The sequence below is a fragment of the Enterobacter sp. CRENT-193 genome (genome assembly GCF_002787395.1).
Taxonomy (GTDB): domain Bacteria; phylum Pseudomonadota; class Gammaproteobacteria; order Enterobacterales; family Enterobacteriaceae; genus Enterobacter; species Enterobacter hormaechei_C.
In genome coordinates this window covers 44,905-68,287 of sequence record NZ_CP024812.1, presented here as the reverse complement: position 1 = coordinate 68,287, position 23,383 = coordinate 44,905, and the positions used below count along the sequence as shown (strand labels likewise).

Genomic DNA, 23,383 nt, shown 5'->3' with positions numbered 1-23,383 from the left:
AATATTTACTAAACAAACTCAAGCCAGTCCTCGTGACTGGCTTTTTCTCGTTTGAGAACCACCGGGGAAGTGCGTTACTGTGTCTCATCACAATAATGAAAACAGGAAGGCAGAGGTGGGGCAACGAATTCCCGTTACGCTCGGCAATATTGCGCCGCTGACGTTAAAACCGTTTCATGCAGGCCAGCTTGCGCTGGTCTGTGAAGGGGGCGGGCAGCGCGGTATTTTTACCGCCGGCGTGCTCGACGAATTTATGCGCGCACAATTCAACCCGTTCGATCTCTATTTCGGTACCTCTGCCGGGGCGCAGAACCTCTCCGCCTATGTCTGCAACCAGCCCGGCTATGCGCGCAAAGTGATTATGCGCTACACCACCTCCAAAGAATTCTTCAATCCGGTACGCTTCGTACGCGGCGGGAACCTGATCGATCTCGACTGGTTACTGGATGCTACCTCCAGCCAGATGCCGCTGGCCATGGATACCGCGTCACGTCTGTTCGATACCGGCAAAGAGTTCTGGATGTGCGCCAGCCGTGGCGATGACTATTCGCCGGGTTACTTTTCGCCGCAGAAAGAGAACTGGCTGGATATCATCCGCGCGTCCAGCGCGATCCCGGGATTCTACCGCACCGGCGCGTTGCTGGAGGGGATAAGCTATCTTGACGGTGGTATCAGCGACGCGGTGCCGGTACAGGAGGCGGCGCGGCGCGGGGCAAAAACCATTGTGGTGATCCGCACGGTGCCTTCGCAGATGTATTACACCCCACAGTGGTTTAAGCGGATGGAACGCTGGCTGGGCGACAGCAGCCTGCAACCGCTGGTGAATATCGCGAAGCAGCATGAAACCACCTACGGCGCGATGCAGCGTTTTATTGAAAAACCACCGGGCAAGCTGCGCATCTTTGAAATTTATCCGCCTAAGCCGCTGTTGAGCATGGCGCTGGGCAGTCGGCTGCCTGCGTTGCGTATGGATTACAAAACGGGGCGGCTGTGCGGGCGTTACTTCCTGGCGACCGTCGGGAAAATGCTGGCCGAGCAACCGCCTCTTCATCGGCATAAAAGCATCATTTTGCCGCCTGCCGTTGTGGCCAATGACGCGGTGGCGATGCCGCTGGTGGACGTGCCGCAGGCCAACGATGGCTTACTCGATAACGAGGATCTGGCATGACGCACTGCTTTATCGATACCCATTGCCACTTTGATTTCCCGCCGTTTAGCGGGGAGGAAATATCCAGTCTTGCGCGTGCGGCTGAGGCCGGTGTGAGAGCCATTATTGTGCCCGCTATTGAAGCGGCGAGATTCGACAAAGTTCTGGCGCTTGCCCGGGGGCACGATGCGCTGTATGCCGCGTTGGGTTTGCATCCGATCGTTATTGAGCACCATCTTGATGACCATCTCGACAGGCTGAATGCCACGCTGCAAAACGCGGATATGAAGCTGGTTGCCATCGGTGAGATCGGCCTCGATCTCTATCGTGAAGATCCGCAGTTTGAACGCCAGCAGACGATTCTGGACGCGCAGCTCCGGTTGGCAAAGCGCCACGATCTGCCGGTGATCCTCCACTCCAGACGTACCCATGACAAACTGGCGATGCACCTGAAGCGCATCGACGTGCCGCGCAGGGGCGTGGTCCATGGTTTCGCTGGAAGCCTTCAGCAGGCGCAGCGTTTTATCGAGCTGGGCTATAAAATTGGCGTCGGTGGCACCATTACCTATCCGCGTGCCAGCAAAACCCGTGATGTGATGGCACAGCTCCCGCTGACCTCGCTCCTGCTGGAAACGGATGCGCCTGACATGCCGCTGAATGGTTTTCAGGGCCAGCCTAACCGTCCGGAGCAGGCGGCGCGCGTTTTTGATGTGCTGTGTGAGTTGCGTCAGGAGCCTGAAGATGTGATTGCCAGCGCGCTGCTGGAAAATACCCGAGCGGTCTTCGGCATCACGCTATAGATAAAGGGCCGGGCGGATCACCGTGATCTGCTGCCGTTCCAGGGCCTGCGCCAGCGGCTCGATGTCCTCCGGCGTGGCGCTCCGCCATCTCGCCGCCTCCCCGTAAACCCCATGGGCATGAAACGCGTTGATCCGCACCGGAACGTTCCCCAACGTGTGGATAAAAGCGGTCAGCGATGGCAGATGTTGCAGATAATCACACCGATCGGGGATCACCAGCAGGCGCAGCTCCGTCAGGCGATGACGATCGGCCAGCCAGCGGATGCTCTGCTTGATCAGCGTGTTTTCGCGCCCGGTCAGAAAACGGTGATGTTCATTGCCCCAGGCTTTCAGATCCACCATCGCGCCGTCAAACACCGGAAACAGCTTTTGCCAGCCGGTTTCGCTTAACAGGCCGTTGCTGTCCACCAGGCACGTCAGATGGCGCAGGGACGGATCGGCTTTGATCGCGGTGAAAAGCGCAACCAAAAACGGCAGCTGCGTGGTGGCCTCACCCCCGCTGACGGTCACGCCCTCAATAAACGGCGCGGACGTGAGCACCCGGGAGAGGATCTCCTCGACGCTATAGCGCTGCGCCATCGGCGTCGCCTGCTGCTGACACTGGTGCAGACAGGTGTCGCACTGCTGACAGTGACTCTCCTGCCACCAGACGCGCCCGGCCTGAATCGTCAGCGCATCATGCGGACAGTGGGGTACACAGTCGCCGCAGTCGTTGCAGCGCCCTATCGTCCACGGGTTGTGGCAGGTTTTGCAGCGCAGGTTACAGCCCTGGAGGAACAACGCCAGGCGGCTGCCCGGCCCGTCCACGCAGGAGAAGGGTATGACCTGACTAACTAAAGCGCATCTGCTGTTCATGACTTATCACGCGCGGCTGACGTTCCAGAATACGGGTATTGCGCGCGGCCTCCTCGCCGAGCCAGGTGGTGTTGGTGCGCGATCCGGCTTCCCGGTACTTCTCCAGATCCGATAACCGCACCATATAGCCGGTAACGCGCACGAGATCGTTACCCGCAACGTTGGCGGTAAACTCGCGCATCCCCGCCCTGAACGCGCCGAGACAGAGCTGGACCACTGCCTGCGGGTTACGTTTTACCGTTTCATCCAGCGTCAGAATGTCGCTGATCCCGGAAGCGTAGTGCTTGTGGTGCGGCGCAACGGCCAGCAGGTGGCTGATGGGATCCGGCTCGTCGCCGTAGGGCAGGCGCGCGCCCGGCGTGGTGCCCGAGTCAGAGCTGATCCCCGACTGCGCATGAAGCATCGCGCGCTGCTTCCAGCCGTGTTTCACCGGCGTGTTTTCGACAAACGCCGCAAGCTGTTCACTGATGCGGTAGCCCAGCGCATTGGCCTGTTCGTTCTTACCGTAACGTCCCGTAATGCCTGCTTTCTGGCACAGCACGTTCACCGCTTCGGCCAGACCGTACATGCCAAACATCGGCACAAAGCGATCGGCATCAATCAGCCCCTCTTTTACCAGGAAGCTATTCTCAAAGAAGCCGGATTGTTCATATAAAAAATCGCAGCGCGCATTAATGATCGCGATTTGTTGCTGGCAGTAGTGGGGAAGGGTACGGGTGAAAAAGTCTTCCGGTGAGCGGCTGTGTTCCGCAATCGCTTTCAGGTTTAGGCGCACCAGCGTGCTGCCGCCGCCCGCCAGCGGCAGGGAGTTGTAACAGCTCACCACGCCATAGCGACCTTTTGTGAAAATTTTATCATTCACCGGGCCATTAGAAATATGCGGCTTACTACATTCACAAATGTTTTTCGCCACGCTCAGCAGCAGATCGCTGGGGGTTACATCCGGGTCGTAGATAAAGGTCAGGTTCGGCGCAACCTGCTTTAGTTCTGCATCCGCGCGAAGGATGGCTCGGGTGACAGGCGTATCCGCCGGGCCGATATTGGCATGCATAAACGCATCGGGCAGCGTTCTGTCCAGGTAACGCCAGAAACGTTTTATTCGGCTATCGATTTCATCCTGTGTTAGAATTTTAACATAGGGGCTGAGTATTTCATCGAGCTGGCCCAGATAGACCGGCATCGATGTGACGGACGGAACATGGTGATAAAGGATAGTGAGCAGCGAGAGGGCATCATCCAGATCTTTCGCCCCTTCCAGCTCCAGCCATTCTGAGCCGTTAGCCAGAAATTTAGCGTAGTCCGGCAGCACGTAGCGCGGTTTGTAAGGCGCATGGCCTTCGAACATGTCGCAGATGAATCCCTCGTCCAGTGCGGCGCGGGCCGCCTCTGGCAGAGCGGGATAGGGCAGATTGTTCTCCGCTTCCAGCGCCAGAAAATGACGTTTTTGTTCTGGGGTTAACACCGGGCTGGTCACAATGTGCTGGCAACGTTGTTGCAGGGCGTCGGGCATGTTCACTTCCTTGGTTGTTCTGCGGATAGTGAACGAATTGTAGGAAGCCAGCCTGGTGGCGCTTTGATCAGAAAGGGGATATCGCCGATTTAGTCAGCAATTAACGCACTAAAATTTGAAGAAGATCTCATTACAGTAATGCAAATTTGCACACAGTTTTCATTAACTGTGATGAATGTCGAAGTGTGGATGCGGGTGAATGTTAGAATACTCACAGACCCGCAAGGTAAAATTTATACGGCACTGCCGTTGGAGAATGTTATGACCGATTTAACTGCAAGCAGCCTGCGCGCGTTGAAACTGATGGACCTGACCACCCTGAACGATGACGACACCAATGAAAAAGTCATCGCCCTGTGCCATCAGGCGAAAACGCCAGTGGGTAACACCGCCGCCGTCTGTATCTATCCGCGCTTCATCCCGATTGCCCGCAAAACGCTGAAAGAGCAGGGCACGCCGGAAGTGCGCATTGCCACCGTAACTAACTTCCCGCACGGCAATGACGATATCGAGATCGCTCTGGCAGAAACCCGCGCAGCGATTGCGTACGGCGCAGACGAAGTTGACGTGGTATTCCCGTACCGCGCGCTGATCGCCGGCAACGAGCAGGTCGGTTTTGACCTGGTGAAAGCCTGTAAAGACGCGTGTGCGGCGGCAAACGTGCTGCTTAAAGTGATCATCGAAACCGGCGAGCTGAAAGAAGAGGCGCTGATTCGTAAGGCGTCTGAAATCTCCATCAAAGCGGGCGCGGATTTCATTAAAACCTCTACCGGTAAAGTGCCGGTCAACGCTACCCCGGAAAGCGCACGCATCATGATGGAAGTCATCCGTGATATGGGCGTGTCCAAAACCGTTGGCTTCAAACCGGCAGGCGGCGTGCGTACCGCAGAAGACGCGCAGCAGTTCCTGGCGATTGCCGACGAGCTGTTCGGCGCCGACTGGGCGGACTCCCGCCACTACCGCTTCGGCGCGTCCAGCCTGCTGGCCAGCCTGCTGAAAGCGCTGGGTCACGGCGACGGTAAGAGCGCAAGCAGCTACTAAGTTGAATTGCCGGGTGGCGCTACGCTAACCCGGCCTAAAGGATCGTGGGGCGGGTCAACATACCCGCCGCCATTCACCCGATTCCGCATGGAGGTTACCGTGTTTCTCGCACAAGAAATTATTCGTAAAAAACGTGATGGTCATGCATTAAGCGACGAAGAAATCCGCTTCTTTATCAATGGCATTCGTGATAACACCATCTCTGAAGGGCAGATTGCGGCTCTGGCGATGACCATTTTCTTCCACGATATGTCGATGCCTGAGCGCGTGTCGCTGACCATGGCGATGCGAGATTCAGGAACCGTTCTGGACTGGAAAAGCCTCAACCTCAACGGCCCGATTGTGGACAAACACTCCACCGGCGGCGTGGGCGACGTGACCTCCCTGATGCTTGGCCCGATGGTGGCAGCCTGCGGCGGTTACATCCCGATGATTTCCGGGCGCGGCCTGGGCCACACCGGCGGTACGCTCGACAAACTGGAAGCCATTCCGGGCTTCGATATCTTCCCGGATGACAACCGCTTCCGCGACATTATTAAAGACGTTGGCGTGGCGATTATCGGCCAGACCAGCTCTCTTGCTCCGGCAGATAAGCGTTTCTACGCGACGCGTGACATTACCGCGACCGTAGACTCCATCCCGCTGATCACCGCCTCTATCCTTGCCAAAAAACTGGCGGAAGGTCTGGATGCGCTGGTGATGGATGTGAAAGTGGGCAGCGGCGCGTTTATGCCGACCTATGAACTCTCTGAGGCGCTGGCCGAAGCGATCGTTGGCGTTTCCAACGGCGCGGGCGTGCGCACCACCGCACTGCTGACGGACATGAACCAGGTGCTGGCCTCCAGCGCCGGTAACGCGGTTGAAGTCCGCGAGGCTGTGCAGTTCCTCACAGGCGAATACCGTAACCCGCGCCTGTTCGATGTCACCATGGCGCTGTGCGTTGAGATGTTAATCTCCGGCAAGCTGGCCAAAGACGACGCTGACGCGCGCGCGAAGCTTCAGGCGGTGCTGGACAACGGCAAAGCGGCGGAGATCTTTGGTCGGATGGTGGCGGCGCAGAAAGGCCCGACCGACTTCGTGGAAAACTACGCGAAATACCTGCCCACCGCGATGCTCAGCAAAGCGGTCTATGCGGATAGCGAAGGCTTTGTCTCGGCTATGGATACCCGCGCGCTCGGCATGGCTGTCGTGTCTATGGGCGGCGGTCGTCGTCAGGCATCGGACACCATTGATTACAGCGTCGGCTTTACCGATATGGCCCGTCTGGGCGACAGCGTTGACGGCCAACGTCCGCTGGCGGTGATCCACGCGAAAGATGAAGCCAGCTGGCAGGACGCGGCGAAAGCGGTGAAGGCGGCAATATCTCTTGACGATAAAGCACCGGAAACCACACCGACGGTCTATCGTCGTATCACTGAATAGCGGTATACTGATCTGATCGCATTTTTATGAAGCACTAAGTACGGAGAACAATTATGAAACGTGCATTTATTATGGTGCTGGACTCATTCGGCATCGGCGCAACCGAAGATGCAGAACGATTTGGTGACGTGGGTTCCGATACCCTGGGTCACATCGCGGAAGCCTGTGCAAAAGGCGAAGCGGACAACGGTCGTAAAGGCCCTCTGAACCTGCCAAACCTGACCCGTCTGGGGCTGGTAAAAGCGCATGAAGGCTCTACCGGTAAGATCGCAGCCGGTATGGACGGTAACGCGGAAGTGGTGGGCGCCTACGCGTGGGCGCACGAGCTCTCTTCCGGTAAAGATACTCCGTCCGGCCACTGGGAAATCGCCGGCGTGCCGGTGCTGTTCGACTGGGGTTACTTCTCCGATCACGAGAACAGCTTTCCGCAAGAGCTGCTTGATAAGCTGGTGAAGCGCGCCAACCTGCCGGGCTACCTCGGTAACTGCCACTCTTCCGGTACCGTGATTCTGGACCAGCTCGGCGAAGAGCACATGAAAACCGGCAAGCCGATTTTCTATACCTCTGCTGACTCCGTGTTCCAGATCGCCTGCCATGAAGAGACGTTTGGCCTGGATAAACTGTACGAGTTGTGCGAAATCGCCCGTGAAGAGCTGACCGAAGGCGGCTACAACATTGGCCGCGTTATCGCGCGTCCGTTTATCGGCGACAAAGCGGGTAACTTCCAGCGTACCGGCAACCGTCACGATCTGGCTGTGGAGCCACCGGCGCCGACCGTGCTGCAAAAACTCGTCGACGAGAAAGACGGTCACGTGGTTTCCGTGGGTAAAATCGCGGACATTTACGCCAACTGCGGCATTACCAAAAAGGTCAAAGCGACCGGTCTGGATGCGCTGTTCGACGCCACCATCAAAGAGATGAAAGAAGCGGGCGATAAGACCATTGTCTTCACCAACTTCGTGGACTTCGACTCCTCCTGGGGCCACCGTCGCGACGTCGCCGGTTATGCTGCGGGTCTGGAGCTGTTTGACCGCCGTCTGCCAGAGCTGATGGAGCTGGTGGGAGAAGATGACATTCTGATCCTGACCGCTGACCATGGCTGTGACCCGACCTGGACCGGTACCGACCACACCCGTGAGCACATTCCGGTGCTGGTGTACGGCCCGAAAGTCAAACCGGGCTCGCTGGGTCACCGTGAAACCTTCGCGGACATCGGCCAGACGATTGCGAAATACTTTGGTACGTCTGACATGGAATATGGCAAGGCTATGTTCTAAACGGATTGGGTGAGGCCTGATGCCCTCACCCCGACCCTCTCCCACAGGGAGAGGGAAAACAGAATGTAGGCCGGGTAAGGCGCAGCCGCCACCCGGAAAAAACAACAATGTAAAAGGAACTGAAGATGGCAACTCCTCACATTAATGCAGAAATGGGTGATTTCGCTGACGTCGTATTGATGCCGGGCGACCCGCTGCGCGCGAAGCACATTGCAGAAACCTTCCTCGAAGACGTGCGTGAAGTGAACAACGTGCGCGGCATGCTGGGCTTCACCGGTACCTATAAAGGCCGCAAAATCTCCGTGATGGGTCACGGCATGGGTATCCCATCCTGCTCCATCTACACCAAAGAGCTGATCACCGATTTCGGCGTGAAGAAAATCATCCGTGTCGGCTCCTGCGGCGCGGTTCGCATGGACGTTAAGCTGCGTGACGTGGTGATCGGCATGGGCGCGTGCACCGACTCTAAAGTCAACCGCATTCGCTTTAAAGATCATGACTTTGCGGCCATTGCTGACTTTGACATGGTGCGTAACGCGGTTGACGCGGCAAAAGCGCTGGGCGTTGACGCGCGCGTGGGCAACCTGTTCTCTGCCGATCTGTTCTACTCGCCAGAAGGCGACATGTTCGACGTGATGGAAAAATACGGCATTCTGGGTGTGGAAATGGAAGCGGCCGGTATCTACGGCGTGGCGGCTGAATTCGGTGCGAAAGCGCTGACCATTTGCACCGTGTCTGACCATATCCGTACTCACGAGCAGACCACCGCTGCCGAGCGTCAGACCACCTTCAACGACATGATCAAAATCGCGCTGGAATCCGTTCTGCTGGGCGATCAAGAGTAATTTCGTTTTCTTCAGGGGGGCAGGTTTGCCCCCTATGGTGCTTACTTCGTCAACACTTCCCACATCAAATTGCTTTCCAGCGTCACCGTATCACCTATGTGATTAAACTGGCGGTCATTCAGCACCGGGGTGAGGGTGAGCTGGCACTCATCGGCGGACCACGAGGCAGGCGTAAAAAGCGTAGCCATTAGCGAAAAAGTCATCAGTAAATGTTTACCCAGGTGTTTCATTTACAGACTCCTTTAGCAGTTTCATAAAACGATTCTTTGTCCTGAGTCTCACTCAGGGATTAATCGATGCGGCATATGCGCTGCATATTATCGTCAACGGCATAAAGTGCCGGGCTATTGGACATATCAGTGACAAAAACACGCCCGCTGTCCACCGCGCTGACCAGGTAGTTGTTTTTCTCATCCACGATACTGGTCCCTTTTGACAGTCACGAGCCGTCTGCACGTTTCACTTCGAGCATTACGCGACGGGTATTCAGTACTTTGAAATCCAGCTCCCTGAAGGCTGTATGGGCGACAGAAATGTTCTTGATGCCGTTGGGCAGATCCTGACTCAGGTTAAAGCCGATCCACATATGTTTATCGGTGTTTTTCGGCGGGATAGCCTCAAGGGTCACGCGTTTAACGTCACGCCTGTATCGTCAGGAAGATCGACAATGATGGTATAGATCAGGGCCGGGAAGGTGTCGGTATTTTTTACGTTCATGGTGCCGCTGTGAGTCGACTCTTCAATAACCAGCAGCGTGGTTTCTGGCACCATTCCGGCGGCATACGCCTGAGCAAAGAGAGCAGAGAATAATAACGGTGCGGCAATGGCGCACTGAGCGATCGTGGATTCAACTGACATCAAGATTAATCCTTTAACCTGACAAAATACCTCCTCTGTTAAGAGGAGGCATAGTTCACACTTTATCGGGTTGATAATCAGAGATATTTAACGGTAATCGTGGCCTGACCATCCAGGTTGGTATCATCGGTAATCGCGAGGGCCGCGGTATTCTGAATCGCCAGGGAGGTTTTCAGCGGAAATACTGCGGTCGTGAAAGGCAGCGGCGCAGTGGTGCCGGAAGCGGCCACGGTCATCATTTCCATGTTGGCGTTTTTGATGATACCGGTAGCGGTTTTCTGCCAGGACGGGCTGTCCACGGTACCGGAGATAACGTCTGATTTCACGCCGTCGGCGGTGACGTTCGCCACATCAGCAAAGATGGAGTAAGCGCCAATTTTCACGCCGCCCGCGGTTTTGCCCACGCCGTAGGACTGGGTGGTGTCGGAAACGTTGCCGCCCGCCGCGTCTGCGGTGTTAATGGTGATCACAGAAGCACCCGGATGGGTGTCTGCGCGGTCATCGCTGATGGTCCAGCCAGCTTTAGTGGCTACCGGGCAGGTGATGGTCAGGGAGATATCTTTCTGACCCAACTGGTTAACGCTGGTCGCGGAGAGATCCGCCAGGTGGATAAGACCATAATCCACCTCGCCGCCGCCGCTTAACTGCGGGGTGCAGGCGGCAACGGAGAGTAAACCGGTCACTTTCAGTACGGCGGTAGAGGCGGCGTTAGCGGCAGTCGCGGAGAGGGCCAGCGCAACGGCAGTGGCAACTAAAATCTTTTTCATTGTTGTTCCTTAACAAATGCAGGCCATCACGCTCAGTTCACAAGCGAAATGAGCCAGTTACAGATAATGCAAAGTGATGGTGGCCTGGCCGTCGATCGGGGTATCGTCGGTAATTGCCAGGGTGTCAGTTTTCTGCACCGCCAGCGCAACGCGCAGCGGGAATACGGCATTCATAAAGGGAACCAACGTCCGATCACTGCTATTTAGTGCGCTATACTGGATAGAACCGTCACTATGAGTGACGAGCTGCGAACCCGTATTCGCAAGTAACCACATTGGATCATCTGCTATCGCAGAATAACCTAATGCTTTGACGTTTCCATCTACGGTTACATTCGAATTCATACCCACGGAGTAAGCGCCGATATTGACGCCGCCAGCCGTTTTACCTACGCCGTACTGGTTAGTTGAACTCCATGCCTGATCGCCCGCGAAAGTGGCGTTATCGATGGTCATTTTCTTCATTGAATCTGCGTGATCATCGGTAATGGACCACGCTACTTTCGTTGCGGCAGAGCAGTTGATAGTCAGAGAAATATCTTTATAACCCAGCTGGTTATCTGCCGTTGCGGAGAGCGAGCTGATATATTTAGTGCCGAAATCAACGACAGCGCCATCGCTCAGCGTTGGGGTACAGGCGTTGTTGGTTAATACGCCTTTTAATTTTAATACCGCAGTAGAGTCGGCATGTGCAGTCGCAGAGAGGGTCATTGCAACAGCGGTTGCAATAATGATTTTTTTCATCGTTAATCCTTAACGTTCGAAACAGACGTGTGGAGAAGAAATAGAAAAACTATTTCTTGCTGTCTATTATTCTAGAGGAAAAGCTAACTTTACATTAAGGAGTGTTAATTTTTGAATGTAATTCCCCTTAATATATAAGCTATAAATATATATTTTGTGTATGTTCCCTGTTTATTTATATACATGTGTTAATTGTCAGGAATAAGGGAAGCGTATTCACTTCCCTTATGTGTTTTTATTAACGCATCGCGCCAGCGATCCATTGGGAGAGATCCCGTAGCTCCCGCTCGTGGTCCGGGAAATCCACCCACAGCGCTTCGCACGCCTGTTGCAGACTGTCTGCATGGTACAGACAGCCCTGTAAACGTGCGGCCAGCGCCTCCAGCGGTGCAGGATTGAGACTATCCGTAAAGACCTGCGTGCGGGTAATATGGCCCTTCTCCACGTCAAAGTGCAGCTCCACTCCGCCCCAGGTAAACCGTTCGTCCAGCAGGTGTGAAAAGGCCGGTGCCTGGCCGAAGTTCCACTCCCAGCTGCTCTGGCGCGCAAAGGTTTCCGCGAAGTTGGGCAGGTCCGGTGTTTTGTCAGGGGAGATCACTTCAGCTTCTACCCGCTCACCGTAATGTTCGAAGAAGGCTTCACGGATCGCATCGCAAATCTGCTCATGAGTAATCCCGGGCAGCAGTTCCACCAGATTCGCCACGCGCCCGCGCACGGAGGTAATACCCTTAGCCTGTAGCTTTTTCTTATCTGGATTAAGGTAGTTAGCCAGACGGCTCAGATCGGCATTCAGCAATAATGTGCCGTGGTGGAATCCCCGATCCATCGTTTCGCGATAGGCAGAGCCGGATACCTTGCGGTCGCCATCGGGCGTTTTGACCACCAGATCGTTACGTCCCGAGGCTTCAGCCGTCACGCCGAGCGAATTGAGCGCATTAAGCACAATGGAGGTCGAGATGGTTTTGTCGTATTCCGGCTTGCCCGCCATAAAGGTAAAGCAGGTATTGCCCAGATCGTGGAATACCGCACCGCCGCCGCTGCTGCGGCGCGCCAGGCGGACGTTGTCCTCTTCCATACGGCGGGTGTTACACTCTTTCCACGGATTTTGCGCGCGGCCAATAACGACCGTATCAGCGTTGCGCCAGAGAAACAGGACGCGCTGGGTGGCAGGCATCTGGCGGAAGATGCACTCTTCTACCGCCAGGTTAAACCAGGGATCGTAAGAGTCAGAGATTAGCAGGCGTAACGTCGACATGGCAGAGTTCCTTTTCCGAATCATCCGCCTACTTTATCACTATTCTTTCTTCTCGCTCTCTTCCTCTTCGGGAACCGACTTGCTGGCGGTTAACAGGAACGGTGACTGCTGCCAGCGGGTGCGCTTGCCCTGGAGCAACGTACGTGCCAGTACCACGCCAATCGCCAGTGAGAGCAGCAGCATCAGGCGCAAAATATTGGTGGTGTTATCCACCTGTTTGGCTTCGGTTGGCAGGGTGTGGGTGTCGAGTGTCAGACGTAAATAGCCGAGCGGACCATTCTTGCCCTGAATGGGTTCGACGATTTGTTGGTTGAAATAACCACCGGCTTTTTTGCCGTCCAGCGCCAGCCTGTCGCGCACGTCGACATGCTCACCCGCGCGGGCAATCAGGTCGCCCTGTTCATCGTACACGCCCGCATCCAGAATGCGGCTGTTTTCCGTAAGCTGGCGCAATACCTGGGCTATTCGCTTATCATCCGGCGTTTCGGTGCGCATAGACGGCGCAACGTTGAGCGTCACCTGGTGCGCCAGCGTCCGGGCCAGCTCCTCAAACTGCGGGTTACGCTGTCGTTGGTGATTCTGGCTAAACCAGGATGCCCCCTGCATCAGCGCCACTAATAGTGCGAGACAGATCAGGACAATCACGGCGCGATGAAGCCGGAATTTCAGTTTTGCGCGAGCCATATTCCACCTGCTTAAAATTTACGGCTTAATGTTGCCAGAAGTGATGGTTACAGGGTAGCCTCATGCGTTATTTTCCCTCTGGAACCTTCCGGCGCGAACGAAATTACAGGAGCTTCAATGCCGAACATTACCTGGTGCGACCTGCCAACGGATGTCTCTTTATGGCCAGGATTGCCGCTCTCTTTAAGTGGCGATGAGGTGATGCCTCTCGATTACCACGCTGGCCGTAGCGGCTGGCTGCTGTACGGACGCGGCCTGGATAAGCAACGCCTCACCCAGTATCAAACCAAACTGGGCGCAGCGATGGTCATCGTTGCGGCCTGGTGTGTGGAAGATTATCAGGTCATTCGCCTGGCGGGTTCCCTGACGCAGCGCGCCACGCGTCTGGCGCACGACGCCGGGCTGGACGTTGCTCCCCTCGGCAAAATTCCGCACCTGAAAACGCCCGGCCTGCTGGTAATGGACATGGACTCCACCGCCATTCAGATCGAGTGTATTGACGAGATTGCTAAACTGGCGGGCAGCGGAGAGCTGGTGGCGGAAGTCACCGAGCGCGCGATGCGCGGCGAGCTGGATTTCACCGCCAGCCTGAGACAGCGCGTGGCGACCCTGAAGGGGGCCGATGCTAACATTTTGCGTCAGGTGCGCGATGAACTGCCCCTGATGCCTGGGCTTACGCAGCTGGTACTCAAGCTGGAGACGCTCGGCTGGAAAGTGGCGATTGCCTCCGGCGGGTTCACCTTCTTTGCCGACTACCTGCGTGACAAGCTGCGTCTGACCACCGTGGTGGCAAACGAGCTGGAGATCATGGACGGCAAACTCACCGGACAGGTCATCGGCGACATCGTGGATGCGCAGTACAAAGCCAATACGCTGACGCGTCTGGCAGAGAAATATGCCATCCCGGTCGAGCAGACCGTCGCCATCGGCGATGGCGCGAACGATCTGCCGATGATCAAAGTTGCCGGGCTGGGTATTGCCTACCATGCCAAACCGAAAGTGAATGAAAAGACGGAAGTCACTATCCGTCATGCTGATCTGATGGGGGTGTTCTGTATTCTCTCCGGCAGCATTAATCAAAAATAACGAGGTAAACCGTGGCGAAAGCTCCAAAACGCGCATTTGTCTGTAATGAATGTGGTGCGGATTATCCGCGCTGGCAGGGGCAATGCAGCGCCTGTCATGCCTGGAACACCATCACCGAAGTGCGTGGTGTGGCGGCTTCGCCGAGCGTGGCCCGCAATGAACGGCTGAGCGGCTATGCGGGTAATGCAGGCGTGTCGAAGGTACAAAAACTTTCGGATATCAGCCTTGAGGCGCTGCCGCGCTTCTCAACCGGATTCAAAGAATTTGACCGCGTGCTCGGCGGTGGCGTAGTGCCGGGCAGCGCTATACTCATCGGCGGTAACCCGGGCGCGGGTAAATCGACCCTGCTGCTGCAAACGCTCTGCAAGCTCGCCGAACAGATGAAAACCCTGTACGTCACGGGGGAAGAATCACTCCAGCAGGTGGCGATGCGCGCGCACCGCCTCGGCCTGCCGACCGGCAATCTGAATATGCTGTCGGAAACCAGCATCGAGCAGATCTGCATGATCGCCGAAGAAGAGCAGCCGAAGCTGATGGTGATCGACTCCATTCAGGTGATGCATATGGCTGACATTCAGTCGTCACCGGGAAGCGTGGCGCAGGTGCGTGAAACCGCGGCCTACCTGACGCGCTTTGCCAAAACGCGCGGCGTGGCGATTGTGATGGTTGGTCATGTGACCAAAGACGGCTCGCTGGCGGGACCGAAAGTGCTTGAACACTGTATCGACTGCTCGGTAATGCTCGATGGCGATGCGGATTCCCGTTTTCGTACCCTGCGCAGCCATAAAAACCGCTTCGGCGCGGTGAATGAACTTGGCGTGTTTGCCATGACCGAGCAGGGGCTTCGCGAAGTCAGCAACCCGTCGGCCATCTTCCTGAGCCGTGGCGACGAGATCACGTCCGGGAGTTCGGTGATGGTGCTGTGGGAAGGAACGCGTCCGCTGCTGGTTGAAATTCAGGCGCTGGTGGATCACTCAATGATGGGCAACCCGCGGCGCGTGGCGGTCGGTCTGGAACAGAACCGTCTGGCGATCCTGCTGGCGGTGCTGCACCGTCACGGCGGTCTGCAAATGGCGGATCAGGATGTGTTCGTCAATGTGGTTGGTGGGGTGAAGGTTACGGAAACCAGCGCGGACCTGGCGCTGCTGCTGGCAATGGTCTCCAGCCTGCGCGACAGACCGTTGCCGCAGGATCTGGTGGTATTTGGTGAGGTAGGGCTGGCCGGCGAGATCCGCCCGGTGCCGAGCGGTCAGGAGCGTATCTCCGAAGCGGCAAAACATGGCTTCCGCCGCGCGATTGTTCCGGCCGCCAACGTGCCGAAAAAAATTCCGGAAGGGATGCAGGTTTTTGGCGTTAAAAAACTCGCAGATGCGTTAAATGTCTTTGACGACTTATAATTACGTATTCGATTTTGCAGGAGGCACCGTAATTTATGTCATCATTTGACTACATCAAGACCGCTATCCGCCAGAAGGGCTGCACGTTGCAGCAGGTGGCGGACGCCAGCGGCATGACCAAGGGCTACCTGAGCCAACTGCTGAACGCCAAAATCAAAAGCCCCAGCGCGCAGAAGCTGGAAGCGCTGCACCGTTTTCTGGGGCTTGAATTTCCGCGGATGCAAAAGAACATTGGCGTGGTGTTCGGTAAGTTCTACCCGCTGCATACCGGGCATATCTATCTGATCCAGCGCGCCTGTAGCCAGGTCGACGAGCTGCATATCATCATGGGTTATGATGAAACCCGCGATCGCCAGCTGTTTGAAGACAGCGCCATGTCGCAGCAGCCCACCGTGCCGGACCGCCTGCGCTGGCTGCTTCAGACCTTTAAATATCAGAAAAATATTCGTATTCATGCCTTTAACGAAGAGGGCATGGAGCCGTATCCGCACGGCTGGGACGTGTGGAGCAACGGCATCAAAGCGTTTATGGAAGAGAAGGGCATTGCGCCTAACTGGATCTACACCTCTGAAGAGTCCGACGCGCCGCAGTTCCGCGAGCATCTGGGCATCGAGACGGTGCTGATCGATCCTAAACGCACCTTCATGAACATCAGCGGGGCGCAGATTCGCGAGAACCCGTTCCGTTACTGGGACTACATCCCGACCGAGGTGAAGCCGTTCTTCGTGCGTACGGTGGCGATCCTCGGCGGCGAGTCGAGCGGGAAATCGACGCTGGTCAATAAGCTGGCGAACATCTTCAACACCACCAGCGCGTGGGAGTATGGCCGCGATTATGTCTTTTCACACCTTGGCGGCGACGAGATGGCGTTGCAGTATTCCGACTACGATAAAATCGCGCTCGGTCATGCCCAGTACATTGATTTCGCGGTGAAATACGCCAATAAAGTCGCCTTTATTGATACCGATTTCGTCACCACGCAGGCGTTCTGCAAAAAGTACGAGGGGCGCGAGCACCCGTTTGTGCAGGCGCTGATTGACGAATACCGCTTTGACCTGGTGATCCTGCTGGAAAACAACACCCCATGGGTGGCCGACGGCATGCGCAGCCTGGGCAGCTCCGTGGACAGGCGTGAGTTCCAGACCATGCTGGTAGAGATGCTTAACGAGAACAACGTTGAGTTTGTCCATGTGGAAGAGTCGGACTACGACACCCGTTTCCTGCGCTGCGTCGAGCTGGTGAAGGAGATGATGGGGGAGCAGGGGTAAAAGATTTACCCCTCACCCTAACCCTCTCCCAAAGGGAGAGGGGACTTTAATCACCCTCTCCCTTTGGGAGAGGGCCGGGGTGAGGGAATCAGTCCAATCAATACTCAACCACCACCTTCCCACGCATATGCCCCTCCAGCACCTTGCGGTGCGCTTCGGTAATGCTTTCCACGCTTAGCCCGTGCAGCGTTTCGCTGAGCGAACTTTCCACTACGCCGTTATCCACCAGCTTCGCGACTTCGTCCAGGATCTCTCCCTGACGCGCCATATCCGCCGTCTGATACATGCTGCGGGTGTACATAAATTCCCAGTGCAGCGCGGCGGATTTGGACTTCAGCTTGTCCTGGTTCAGCGGATGTTCATTCTCAACGATGGAACAGATATGCCCCTGCGGTGCAATCAGGTCGCTGACCGCATCCCAGTGCCCGTCGGTGTCGTTGAGGATGAAAATGTAATCCACAAAGGTCAGCCCGTGCTTCGCCAGTTCGCCTTTCAGATCGCGGTAGTTCACCACCACATCTGCACCGCGATCGCGGCACCACCGGGCGGAATCTTCACGGGACGCCGTTGCGATCACCTTTACCTTGCTGTTGTGCTTCGCAAACGGGATCGCCAGCGATCCCACCCCGCCCGCGCCGCCAATAATCAGCAGCGTTTTATCTGCGTCGGCATCCTGAATCTTCAGCCGTTCAAACAGGCCTTCCCACGCGGTGAGCGCCGTCAGCGGCAGTGCAGCCGCGGCGGCCCAGTCAAGGCTTGCAGGCTTGTGCCCGACAATGCGCGCATCGATCAGCTGATGTGTGGTATTGCTGCCCGGTCGGGTGATATCCCCCGCGTACCACACTTCGTCACCCGGTTTGAATCCGGTGACGCCAGCCCCAACGGCTTTTACGATCCCGCTGGCATCCCACCCGAGAATGCGCGGCTCCTTCAGCCCGCTTTTAGCAATGCCTGCATGTACCTTGGTGTCCACCGGGTTTACGGAGACGGCTTTCACCTCCACCAGCAGATCGTGTTCGCCGGGCTGCGGCATCGGCGGGGTGATTTCAACGAAGGTGGAGGGATTTTCTGGGTTAACGGCAATGGCTTTCACTGACATGGTGTGCTCCTCAATGGCATTCGTTTTGTTGAGGCTAGTCTATTAAGTGGTCAGCCGCATGATAAGATGGACAATCCAGAACTCAGCGTTCGTACAGAGTGAACAATCATGTTTAAACAGCTTCAGGATATGGCACTGTTTGCGCTGGTGGCCGAGATGGGCAGCTTTACCGCGGCGGCGCAGAAGGCGGAACTGCCAAAATCCAGCGTCAGCCAGCGTATTAGCCAGCTGGAGCAGCAGGTGGGGATCCGTCTGTTGAATCGCACGACGCGCAGAATAAGCCTGACGTTTGCGGGCGAGCACTATCTGGTGCACTGTCGCGAGATGCTGGCGGCCAGCGAGCGCGCGGAGTATGCCATTCAGCGGCTGCGAGAAAACCCCAGCGGGCGGCTGCGGATCACCTGTCCGGCAGGAATTGGCGCGACGCTGCTGGCGCATATGAATGCCGAGTTCCAGCTTCGCTATCCGGACGTGTCACTGGATGTGTCGATCTCAGACGACGTGGTGGATCTGGTCGAGTCTGGCTTTGACGTGGCGCTGCGCACCGGCAAACCGCAGGATTCTTCCCTGATTGGCCGCATGATTGGGCACTGTCCGCGCTACATGCTGGCCTCGCCCGACTACCTGGCACGCCGGGAGCCGTTAATTCATCCCCGACAGCTGGTGGAGCATCGCTGCATTACGCACCGGGCATGGTCGGAGTGGCTTCTGCGAAGCGAGAATGAGGATTACCGCTACCTGCCGGATAACGCTCATATGACGGATAATCTGGTGTACGCCAGGGAATGCGCCATTGCCGGGGCGGGGATCACGCTGTTACCCGCATTCCTGCTGGAAGATAAGATCGAAAAGGGCGCGCTGGTGAAGGTGCTGTCGGCGTGGAGCGTTGAGGGAAACGATCTCTGGCTGGCCTACCCGAGTCGTAAGCTCAATTCGCCTGCGCTGATGAGCTATATCGACTTTGCGATGCAGTTTGATGAGGTGAAGCGGTATTACGTGGGCGGGTGATTTTGTGCGGCCTGATGCCCTCACCCTGGCCCTCTCCCACGGGGAGAGGGAACAAACATAAAAAACGGCAACCGAAGTTGCCGTTTTGCTTTTATTTCGCAATACGCTTGTACTTAATACGCTTCGGCTCCAGCGCGTCTGCGCCCAGCGTGCGTTTCTTGTACTCTTCGTATTCGGTGAAGTTACCTTCGAAGAACTCCACCTTACCTTCGTCCTGGTAGTCCAGGATGTGGGTCGCGATACGGTCCAGGAACCAGCGGTCGTGCGAGATAACCATCGCGCAGCCCGGGAACTCCAGCAGGGCGTTTTCCAGTGCGCGCAGGGTTTCGATGTCCAGGTCGTTGGTGGGTTCATCGAGCAGCAGAACGTTGCCGCCAACCTGGAGCAGTTTTGCCAGGTGCAGACGACCGCGCTCACCGCCGGACAGCTCGCCCACGCGTTTGCCCTGGTCGGTGCCCTTGAAGTTAAAGCGGCCAACATAGGCGCGGCTTGGCATCTCGGTGTTGCCGATACGCATGATATCCAGACCGCCGGAGACTTCTTCCCACACGGTTTTGCTGTTGTCCATCGCGTCGCGGAACTGGTCAACGGAGGCCAGCTTCACGGTCTCACCCAGGGTGATAGAGCCGCTGTCAGGCTGTTCCTGACCAGACATCATGCGGAACAGGGTGGATTTACCCGCGCCGTTCGGACCGATGATGCCGACGATAGCGCCTTTCGGAACGGAGAAGGTCAGATCGTCGATCAGCACGCGGTCGCCGTAGGACTTACGCAGGTTAGTCACTTCAACCACTTTATCCCCCAGACGAGCTCCAGGTGGAATAAACAGTTCGTTGGTTTCGTTACGTTTCTGGTATTCGGTGTTGTTCAGCTCTTCGAAGCGTGCCAGACGGGCTTTGCCCTTAGACTGACGGCCTTTCGCGCCCTGACGCACCCACTCCAGCTCTTTCTCAATAGACTTACGGCGGGCGGCTTCCTGAGACGCTTCCTGCGCCAGACGCTGGTCTTTCTGCTCCAGCCAGGAGGAGTAGTTGCCTTCCCACGGAATACCTTCGCCGCGGTCCAGCTCCAGGATCCAGCCCGCAACGTTGTCGAGGAAGTAACGGTCGTGGGTAATCGCTACCACGGTGCCTTCGAAGTCATGCAGGAAGCGCTCCAGCCACGCCACGGATTCGGCATCCAGGTGGTTGGTCGGTTCGTCGAGCAGCAGCATGTCTGGTTTTTCCAGCAGCAGGCGGCACAGCGCCACGCGGCGGCGTTCACCACCGGACAGGTTAGCGATTTTCGCATCCCAGTCTGGCAGACGCAGGGCATCAGCCGCGCGCTCCAGCTGCACGTTCAGGTTGTGACCATCGTGCGCCTGGATAATTTCCTCATATTTGCCCTGCTGAGCGGCCAGTTTGTCGAAGTCCGCATCCGGCTCGGCGTATTTGGCATACACTTCATCCAGACCTTTCAGGGCGTTAACCACCTCGGATACCGCTTCTTCAACGGATTCACGCACGGTGTGCTCCGGGTTCAGCTGAGGTTCCTGCGGCAGGTAGCCGATCTTAATGCCAGGCTGCGGACGGGCTTCACCTTCGATGTCTGTATCGATGCCGGCCATGATGCGCAGCAGGGTGGACTTACCGGCACCGTTGAGACCCAGAACACCGATTTTTGCGCCCGGGAAGAAGCTCAGCGAGATATTTTTAAGAATATGACGTTTCGGCGGGACAACTTTGCCGACACGATGCATGGTATAAACGAATTGAGCCACGTTGGACTTCGCCTCTTTTATCGTGATGAGAATGAATTTCAGCCTCGAAGTGTAGCCTTTTTCACGCCCTAATCCCAGCCAGGAACGTCGGGAGTGTTAAAACGCGCAAGAAAGGTAAAAAAGTGTCCATGACGTGGCGCGTTGTGGGATGCCTGGTTAGCATAAGTTGATGTAACTTTGACGTGGCAAGACGCTGCAACTGACGAAAAACAATGAGGAAGAGCTTGTGGAAAAAGCCAAACGGGTGGTCTGGCGTCTGCTGGCTGCCAGCGTATGCGTAATGGCGGTAAGCCAGGCGGTGCATGCCGATTCACTGGACGAACAACGTAGCCGCTATGCCCAGATTAAGCAGGCATGGGACAACAAGCAGATGGATACCGTGCAGGCGCTGATGCCGACGCTCAAGGATTATCCGCTGTATCCGTATCTGGAGTATCGCCAGATCACGGACGATCTGATGAACCAGCCGACCGTCACCGTGAATAATTTCATTCAGGCGAACCCGACCCTGCCGCCTGCGCGCACCCTGAAGTCCCGGTTCGTGAACGAGCTTGCCCGTCGCGAAGACTGGCGCGGCCTGTTGGCTTTCAGCCCGGATAAACCGGGCGCGACGGAAGCGCAGTGTAATTACTATTATGCGAAATGGGCGACCGGTCAGCAGGAGGAAGCCTGGGTCGGTGCGAAAGAGCTGTGGTTGACGGGCAAAAGCCAGCCAAACGCCTGTGACCCGCTGTTCAGCGCCTGGCGCGCCTCGGGCAAGCAGGATCCGCTCTCTTACCTGGAACGTATTCGCCTGGCGATGAAGGCCGGAAACACCCGGCTGGTCACCGTGCTGGCGGGGCAAATGCCGGCGGATTATCAGACCATTGCTTCTGCCGTTATCGGCCTGGCAAACGATCCGAACACTGTCCTGACGTTTGCGCGTACCACCGGCGCGACCGATTTTACCCGCCAGATGGCGGCGGTGGCCTTTGCCAGCGTGGCGCGTGATGATGTGGAAAACGCCAGGCTGATGATCCCGCAGCTGGTGCAGGCCCAGCAGCTTAATGACGATCAAACTCAGGAGCTGCGCGATATCGTGGCATGGCGACTGATGGGAACAGATGTCACCGACGAACAGGCGCGCTGGCGTGATGATGCGGTGATGCGTTCAAACTCTGTCTCGCTGGTGGAGCGTCGCGTGCGCATGGCGCTGGGAACGGGCGATCGTCGTGGCCTCAATACCTGGCTGGCGCGTCTGCCGATGGATGCCAAAGAGAAAGATGAATGGCGTTACTGGCAGGCAGACCTGCTGCTGGAGCGTGGTCGTGACGATGAAGCCAAAGAGATCCTCCACTCCCTGATGCAGCAGCGCGGATTCTACCCGATGGCGGCGGCGCAGCGTCTGGGCGAGGAGTACACCCTGAAGATCGACAAAGCGCCAGCCAACGCGAACCCGGCGCTGACGCAGGGGCCGGAAATGGCGCGCGTGCGCGAGCTGATGTACTGGAATCTGGATAATACCGCGCGCAGCGAATGGGCGAATCTGGTCACCAGCCGTACCACTGAAGAGAAAGCGCAGCTTGCCCGCTATGCGTTTGATAATCGCTGGTGGGATCTGAGCGTGCAGGCGACGATCGCCGGCAAACTGTGGGATCATCTCGAAGAGCGTTTCCCGCTGGCTTATAAGGATCTGTTCGATCGCTACACCAGCGGCAAAGATATTCCGCAAAGCTACGCGATGGCCATTGCCCGTCAGGAGAGCGCCTGGAACCCGAAAGTGCGTTCACCAGTGGGTGCCAGCGGCCTGATGCAGATTATGCCGGGCACCGCGACGCACACGGTGAAGATGTTTAATATTCCAGGCTACAGCAGCCCGTCCCAGCTGCTGGATCCGGAGACCAACATCAACATCGGTACCAGCTACTTGCAGTACGTCTATCAGCAGTTCGGTAATAACCGTATCTTCGCGTCAGCGGCGTACAACGCCGGGCCAGGCCGCGTGCGGACATGGCTTGGTAACAGCGCAGGGCGTATCGACGCCGTGGCGTTTGTCGAGAGCATTCCGTTCTCGGAAACGCGCGGCTATGTGAAGAACGTGCTGGCCTATGACGCCTACTATCGCTACTTCATGGGGCAGAAAGATACCCTGATGAGCGATGCCGAGTGGCAGAGACGTTACTGATCGGCGCGGGTTGTGTTATGCTGTACTCGCTAATGAGTACAAGAGGCAGCATAACATGACCCAGCATTCCCCGTATTCCTCGGCCATGGCCGAACAACGTCATCAGGAGTGGCTTCGTTTTGTGGAGCTGCTTCGCCAGTCTTATGAGCAGGATTTGCATTTACCCCTGATGCAGCTAATGCTCACGCCAGACGAGCGTGAGGCGCTGGGCACGCGCGTGCGGATCATTGAAGAGCTGCTGCGCGGCGAGATGAGCCAGCGCGAGCTGAAAAATGAGCTCGGCGCGGGCATTGCGACGATTACCCGCGGATCGAACAGCCTGAAGTCGGCGCCCGTTGAGCTGCGCCAGTGGCTGGAAGCGGTGTTGTTGAAAAACGCCGGATGACGGCTTCGCCTT

General features: G+C 56.8%; 21 protein-coding genes and 2 pseudogenes. 12 read left to right on the top strand and 11 right to left on the bottom strand.

What is annotated here, in order from left to right; all coding sequences use genetic code 11:
- Positions 1 to 115 precede the first annotated feature (115 nt).
- Positions 116 to 1,168: a patatin-like phospholipase family protein gene (locus CU081_RS00340; RefSeq protein WP_022650363.1), complete on the top strand. Its 1,053-nt coding sequence runs from the start codon at positions 116 to 118 to the stop codon at positions 1,166 to 1,168.
- Positions 1,165 to 1,947, top strand: coding sequence for a TatD family hydrolase (locus CU081_RS00335; RefSeq protein WP_022650364.1), 783 nt, complete (start codon positions 1,165 to 1,167; stop codon positions 1,945 to 1,947). The genes CU081_RS00340 and CU081_RS00335 overlap by 4 nt, the downstream gene beginning before the upstream one ends.
- Here the strand turns inward: CU081_RS00335 and CU081_RS00330 are convergent.
- Complete coding sequence (locus tag CU081_RS00330) at positions 1,942 to 2,802, bottom strand: YjjW family glycine radical enzyme activase (protein ID WP_022650365.1); 861 nt, start codon at positions 2,800 to 2,802, stop codon at positions 1,942 to 1,944. The two genes, CU081_RS00335 and CU081_RS00330, sit on opposite strands and share 6 nt — an antisense overlap.
- Positions 2,777 to 4,312 (bottom strand): YjjI family glycine radical enzyme, encoded by a 1,536-nt coding sequence (locus CU081_RS00325; RefSeq protein ID WP_022650366.1) that lies wholly within the window; start codon positions 4,310 to 4,312, stop codon positions 2,777 to 2,779. Before CU081_RS00325 ends, CU081_RS00330 begins: the two co-directional genes overlap by 26 nt.
- Before the next feature lie 261 nt (positions 4,313 to 4,573).
- On the opposite strand from CU081_RS00325, the gene deoC reads away from it, so the two are divergent.
- The 4 genes from deoC (at position 4,574) to deoD (ending at position 8,897) form a co-directional block, all read left to right on the top strand.
- Positions 4,574 to 5,353: a deoxyribose-phosphate aldolase gene (deoC, locus tag CU081_RS00320; RefSeq protein WP_032645921.1), complete on the top strand. Its 780-nt coding sequence runs from the start codon at positions 4,574 to 4,576 to the stop codon at positions 5,351 to 5,353.
- 99 nt (positions 5,354 to 5,452) lie between these two features.
- Entirely contained in the window at positions 5,453 to 6,775 is a 1,323-nt protein-coding gene (gene deoA / locus CU081_RS00315) for a thymidine phosphorylase (protein ID WP_003856542.1), read from the top strand.
- Between the two features lie 53 nt (positions 6,776 to 6,828).
- Positions 6,829 to 8,052 (top strand): phosphopentomutase, encoded by a 1,224-nt coding sequence (gene deoB / locus CU081_RS00310; protein ID WP_003856540.1) that lies wholly within the window; start codon positions 6,829 to 6,831, stop codon positions 8,050 to 8,052.
- Positions 8,053 to 8,177: 125 nt separating this feature from the next.
- Positions 8,178 to 8,897 (top strand): purine-nucleoside phosphorylase, encoded by a 720-nt coding sequence (gene deoD, locus CU081_RS00305; protein ID WP_022650368.1) that lies wholly within the window; start codon positions 8,178 to 8,180, stop codon positions 8,895 to 8,897.
- A 41-nt stretch (positions 8,898 to 8,938) separates the two neighbouring features.
- Here deoD and CU081_RS26405 read toward each other — a convergent pair.
- The 7 genes and pseudogenes from CU081_RS26405 to CU081_RS00275 form a co-directional block, all read right to left on the bottom strand.
- Positions 8,939 to 9,037, bottom strand: a pseudogene (locus tag CU081_RS26405) (hypothetical protein); the annotation flags it as partial.
- 86 nt (positions 9,038 to 9,123) lie between these two features.
- A pseudogene (locus CU081_RS26210) lies at positions 9,124 to 9,462 on the bottom strand (FimD/PapC C-terminal domain-containing protein); the annotation flags it as partial.
- 59 nt (positions 9,463 to 9,521) lie between these two features.
- Positions 9,522 to 9,755, bottom strand: a complete 234-nt coding sequence (locus CU081_RS00295) for a hypothetical protein (protein ID WP_022650371.1) — start codon at positions 9,753 to 9,755, stop codon at positions 9,522 to 9,524.
- Between the two features lie 77 nt (positions 9,756 to 9,832).
- Positions 9,833 to 10,522 carry a DUF1120 domain-containing protein gene (locus CU081_RS00290; protein ID WP_003856531.1) on the bottom strand — a complete coding sequence of 230 codons (690 nt, stop codon included), beginning with the start codon at positions 10,520 to 10,522 and terminating at the stop codon, positions 9,833 to 9,835.
- 57 nt (positions 10,523 to 10,579) lie between these two features.
- Positions 10,580 to 11,266 (bottom strand): DUF1120 domain-containing protein, encoded by a 687-nt coding sequence (locus tag CU081_RS00285; RefSeq protein ID WP_022650372.1) that lies wholly within the window; start codon positions 11,264 to 11,266, stop codon positions 10,580 to 10,582.
- Positions 11,267 to 11,504: 238 nt separating this feature from the next.
- Positions 11,505 to 12,521 (bottom strand): lipoate--protein ligase LplA, encoded by a 1,017-nt coding sequence (lplA, locus tag CU081_RS00280; protein ID WP_022650373.1) that lies wholly within the window; start codon positions 12,519 to 12,521, stop codon positions 11,505 to 11,507.
- Between the two features lie 39 nt (positions 12,522 to 12,560).
- Positions 12,561 to 13,205, bottom strand: a complete 645-nt coding sequence (locus tag CU081_RS00275) for a YtjB family periplasmic protein (RefSeq protein WP_022650374.1) — start codon at positions 13,203 to 13,205, stop codon at positions 12,561 to 12,563.
- 117 nt (positions 13,206 to 13,322) lie between these two features.
- On the opposite strand from CU081_RS00275, the gene serB reads away from it, so the two are divergent.
- From serB to nadR, 3 genes are read left to right on the top strand one after another with little or no spacing between them, the layout of a single operon-like run.
- Positions 13,323 to 14,291 (top strand): phosphoserine phosphatase, encoded by a 969-nt coding sequence (gene serB / locus CU081_RS00265; protein WP_003856524.1) that lies wholly within the window; start codon positions 13,323 to 13,325, stop codon positions 14,289 to 14,291.
- An 11-nt stretch (positions 14,292 to 14,302) separates the two neighbouring features.
- On the top strand, positions 14,303 to 15,688 hold the full coding sequence (gene radA, locus CU081_RS00260; protein ID WP_003856523.1) for a DNA repair protein RadA: 1,386 nt from the start codon (positions 14,303 to 14,305) through the stop codon (positions 15,686 to 15,688).
- 35 nt (positions 15,689 to 15,723) lie between these two features.
- A complete protein-coding gene (gene nadR, locus CU081_RS00255; protein ID WP_003856522.1) occupies positions 15,724 to 16,956 on the top strand; it encodes a multifunctional transcriptional regulator/nicotinamide-nucleotide adenylyltransferase/ribosylnicotinamide kinase NadR in 1,233 nt (410 codons plus the stop codon).
- Between the two features lie 97 nt (positions 16,957 to 17,053).
- On the opposite strand, the gene CU081_RS00250 is transcribed toward nadR, so the two are convergent.
- Entirely contained in the window at positions 17,054 to 18,055 is a 1,002-nt protein-coding gene (locus CU081_RS00250) for a zinc-binding alcohol dehydrogenase family protein (protein WP_022650375.1), read from the bottom strand.
- A 108-nt stretch (positions 18,056 to 18,163) separates the two neighbouring features.
- On the opposite strand from CU081_RS00250, the gene CU081_RS00245 reads away from it, so the two are divergent.
- Positions 18,164 to 19,063 carry a LysR family transcriptional regulator gene (locus CU081_RS00245; protein ID WP_022650376.1) on the top strand — a complete coding sequence of 300 codons (900 nt, stop codon included), beginning with the start codon at positions 18,164 to 18,166 and terminating at the stop codon, positions 19,061 to 19,063.
- Positions 19,064 to 19,154: 91 nt separating this feature from the next.
- On the opposite strand, the gene ettA is transcribed toward CU081_RS00245, so the two are convergent.
- On the bottom strand, positions 19,155 to 20,822 hold the full coding sequence (ettA, locus tag CU081_RS00240) for an energy-dependent translational throttle protein EttA (RefSeq protein WP_003856515.1): 1,668 nt from the start codon (positions 20,820 to 20,822) through the stop codon (positions 19,155 to 19,157).
- A gap of 226 nt (positions 20,823 to 21,048) precedes the next feature.
- Between ettA and sltY the strand changes: the two genes are divergently transcribed.
- Positions 21,049 to 22,986: a murein transglycosylase gene (gene sltY / locus CU081_RS00230; protein WP_022650377.1), complete on the top strand. Its 1,938-nt coding sequence runs from the start codon at positions 21,049 to 21,051 to the stop codon at positions 22,984 to 22,986.
- A 55-nt stretch (positions 22,987 to 23,041) separates the two neighbouring features.
- Positions 23,042 to 23,371, top strand: a complete 330-nt coding sequence (gene trpR / locus CU081_RS00225) for a trp operon repressor (protein ID WP_010427104.1) — start codon at positions 23,042 to 23,044, stop codon at positions 23,369 to 23,371.
- Positions 23,372 to 23,383 lie beyond the last annotated feature (12 nt).

Excerpts from the sequence above, each read along its gene's own strand:
- CU081_RS00285 (WP_022650372.1), bottom strand. The coding sequence starts at position 11,266 with ATGAAAAAAATCATTATTGCAACCGCTGTTGCAATGACCCTCTCTGCG.
- deoD (WP_022650368.1), top strand. The coding sequence starts at position 8,178 with ATGGCAACTCCTCACATTAATGCAGAAATGGGTGATTTCGCTGACGTC.
- deoB (WP_003856540.1), top strand. The coding sequence starts at position 6,829 with ATGAAACGTGCATTTATTATGGTGCTGGACTCATTCGGCATCGGCGCA.
- nadR (WP_003856522.1), top strand. The coding sequence starts at position 15,724 with ATGTCATCATTTGACTACATCAAGACCGCTATCCGCCAGAAGGGCTGC.
- CU081_RS00245 (WP_022650376.1), top strand. The coding sequence starts at position 18,164 with ATGTTTAAACAGCTTCAGGATATGGCACTGTTTGCGCTGGTGGCCGAG.
- CU081_RS00335 (WP_022650364.1), top strand. The coding sequence starts at position 1,165 with ATGACGCACTGCTTTATCGATACCCATTGCCACTTTGATTTCCCGCCG.
- CU081_RS00330 (WP_022650365.1), bottom strand. The coding sequence starts at position 2,802 with ATGAACAGCAGATGCGCTTTAGTTAGTCAGGTCATACCCTTCTCCTGC.
- CU081_RS00275 (WP_022650374.1), bottom strand. The coding sequence starts at position 13,205 with ATGGCTCGCGCAAAACTGAAATTCCGGCTTCATCGCGCCGTGATTGTC.
- serB (WP_003856524.1), top strand. The coding sequence starts at position 13,323 with ATGCCGAACATTACCTGGTGCGACCTGCCAACGGATGTCTCTTTATGG.
- lplA (WP_022650373.1), bottom strand. The coding sequence starts at position 12,521 with ATGTCGACGTTACGCCTGCTAATCTCTGACTCTTACGATCCCTGGTTT.
- deoC (WP_032645921.1), top strand. The coding sequence starts at position 4,574 with ATGACCGATTTAACTGCAAGCAGCCTGCGCGCGTTGAAACTGATGGAC.
- trpR (WP_010427104.1), top strand. The coding sequence starts at position 23,042 with ATGACCCAGCATTCCCCGTATTCCTCGGCCATGGCCGAACAACGTCAT.
- CU081_RS00290 (WP_003856531.1), bottom strand. The coding sequence starts at position 10,522 with ATGAAAAAGATTTTAGTTGCCACTGCCGTTGCGCTGGCCCTCTCCGCG.
- CU081_RS00250 (WP_022650375.1), bottom strand. The coding sequence starts at position 18,055 with ATGTCAGTGAAAGCCATTGCCGTTAACCCAGAAAATCCCTCCACCTTC.
- CU081_RS00325 (WP_022650366.1), bottom strand. The coding sequence starts at position 4,312 with ATGCCCGACGCCCTGCAACAACGTTGCCAGCACATTGTGACCAGCCCG.
- CU081_RS00295 (WP_022650371.1), bottom strand. The coding sequence starts at position 9,755 with ATGTCAGTTGAATCCACGATCGCTCAGTGCGCCATTGCCGCACCGTTA.